This window comes from Streptomyces sp. DI166, assembly GCF_900091315.1.
Taxonomy (GTDB): Bacteria; Actinomycetota; Actinomycetes; order Streptomycetales; family Streptomycetaceae; genus Streptomyces; species Streptomyces fuscus.
In genome coordinates this window covers 1-2,258 of record NZ_FLSP01000218.1, presented here as the reverse complement: position 1 = coordinate 2,258, position 2,258 = coordinate 1, and the positions used below count along the sequence as shown (strand labels likewise).

Below are 2,258 nucleotides of genomic sequence, written 5' to 3'. Positions count from 1 at the left end.
TGTCGGCGGCGGCTGAATCTGGACCCACTTTGGTCGGTTGAAATCTGACCCGGGTGTCTTCGGTTTGGTCGTATCAGTCGTTGTCGGTGGTGGTGGGGACGCGTCCGAGTTCGCGTCCTCGCATGCGGAACGAGTCGCCCTTGAGGGAGTGGACCTCGGCGTGGTGGACGAGGCGGTCGATCATGGCGGCGGCGACGGTCTCGTCGCCGAAGACCTCTCCCCAGCGTCCGAAGGGTTTGTTGCTGGTGACGATCACGGACGCGCGTTCGTATCGGTTCGAGATGAGCTGGAAGAACAGGTTGGCGGCCTCGGCTTCGAAGGGGATGTAGCCGACCTCGTCGACCACGATCAGCGGGTAACGGCTCAGCTTGGTGAGCTCGGCCTGGAGTCGTCCGGCGTGGTGGGCGGCGGCCAGGCGGTCGACCCACTCGGCGGCGGTGGCGAAGGCGACGCGGTGTCCGGCCTGGCAGGCGCGGACCGCGAGCCCGATGGCCAGGTGTGTCTTGCCGGTGCCCGGCGGTCCCAGGAAGACGGCGTTCTCCTTGCCGGCGATGAAGTCCAACGTGCCCAGATGCGCGAGCTGTTGTCGCGTCATGCCGCGCAGATGGGTGACGTCGAGTTCCTCGATCGTCTTGATCGCGGGGAAGCGGGCGGCGCGGACGCGGGCCTCGCCGCCGTGGGATTCGCGGGCGGAGACCTCGCGTTGGAGGCAGGCGACGAGGTACTCGGCGTGGGTCCAGGACTCCTTGCGGGCGCGTTCGGCGAGCCGGTCGGCGGCGTCCAGCAGGGCCGGTGCCTTCATCGCGCGGGCGAGGAAGGCGAGGTCGGCGGCCGTTTGGGAGCCGGTCCTGCGGCCCGCTGTGGTGCTTTCGGGCGGGGCGGTGGTGGTGCGGGGCATCAGCCGGCCTCCCTGTCGCCGCCGCCTTCGATGACGGTGAACAGCCGGTCATAGGAGCCGAGTTCGCGTTGCTCGACCTCGACAAGCGGGCCGGCGGCATCCGGGGTTGTGGCCTGGCGGGCGGCCTGCTGATGGTGCAGCTGTGCGCGCATCGTCTTGCCGGCCTCCGCGTGGTCGGGATCGGTGATGGTCTGGTGGCGGGCCCAGCAGCGGGGGTGGCGGGCGACGATCACGCCGCCGGGTGCCAGCGCGATGACCTCGTCGTTGTCGGTGAGCACGGTGACGGTGCGGCCGATCGCGTCGGGGTGCACGGAGTAGTCGTTGGTGTCGACGCGGACGTAGTGGTCGCGGCCGATCCGGGTTTGCATCCGCCACCATGCGGGCGGGTCGACGGGCGGCAGGGTGAGCATCCCGGCCCGGTCGGCCTCCCACCGCTCGGTGGGGCGGGTCTGCAGGGCGCGGTGGACGCGCCGGTTGGCGACGGCCAGCCAGCAGGTCAGCTGGGTGTTGAAGTCGCCGGGGCCGCTGAAGGTGCGGCCGGGCAGGAAACTCGTGGCCAGGTAGCCATTGGCCCTCTCGACCAGCCCTTTCGCTTCTGGATCACGCGGACGGCACAGGTGAATCTTCGTGGCGAGCAGGCCCGCGAACGCGGCGAACTCCGTCGTCAGCCTGCCGCGGCCGACCCCGGCCTCGTTGTCCCAGACGAGCGACTTGGGCACCGCTCCCCAGGCGGACAGCAGCCGCCAGTGACCGTCGATCAGGTCGCCGGTGGTGCGGGAGGGCAGCATCCGTGCGGCGATCACCCGCGAGTAGCCGGACACCATCACCAGCACCGGAGGACGCCCCGTCTGCCCATAGCCGAGCGGGATGTCCGCCTCGGGGAACCACAGGTCGCACTGGGCCAGCTCACCCGGCTGATAGGTCGTGCGGGAGACCGGATCGACGGGAACGTAGGCGGGCCGCAGTTCCCGCACTCGCTCCTTGAGGACCGTCATCCCGCGTTCCCATCCGATCCGCTCGGCGATCACCGTGGCGGGCATCGTCGGGGTCTCCCTGAGCAGCTCACGGATCTGCACCTCGACGGCGTCGACCACCGAGCCCTTGGCCGGACGCTCGTACTTCGGCGGCCGGTCGCTGGCCAGTGCCCGCTTGACCGTGTTCTTCGAGATGCCCAGATGCCTCGCGATCGCCCGGATCGGCATCTGCTCGGCCCGGTGCAGCCGACGGATCTCTGCCCAGTCCTCCACGCAGATCACCCTCTCCCTCCTGACCTCAGATCAAGATCAGGTTCAGGCGAAGATCACCAAGTGGGTCACTTTTGATCCGCCGTCAGAGGGTCAGGATTCGAGCGACGCCGAGA

The 2,258-nt window shown here is 69.4% G+C and carries 2 protein-coding genes; both read right to left on the bottom strand.

Features of this window, described 5'->3' with window-relative positions; all coding sequences use genetic code 11:
* Positions 1–73: 73 nt before the first annotated feature.
* A complete protein-coding gene (istB, locus tag GA0115233_RS39890; protein ID WP_093725676.1) occupies positions 74–898 on the bottom strand; it encodes an IS21-like element helper ATPase IstB in 825 nt (274 codons plus the stop codon).
* A complete protein-coding gene (gene istA / locus GA0115233_RS39885; RefSeq protein ID WP_093725674.1) occupies positions 898–2,154 on the bottom strand; it encodes an IS21 family transposase in 1,257 nt (418 codons plus the stop codon). Before istA ends, istB begins: the two co-directional genes overlap by 1 nt.
* Positions 2,155–2,258: the final 104 nt, after the last annotated feature.

What these genes read in the sequence shown, in the direction of transcription:
- istB (WP_093725676.1), bottom strand. Translation starts at nt 898, where the DNA reads ATGCCCCGCACCACCACCGCCCCGCCCGAAAGCACCACAGCGGGCCGC.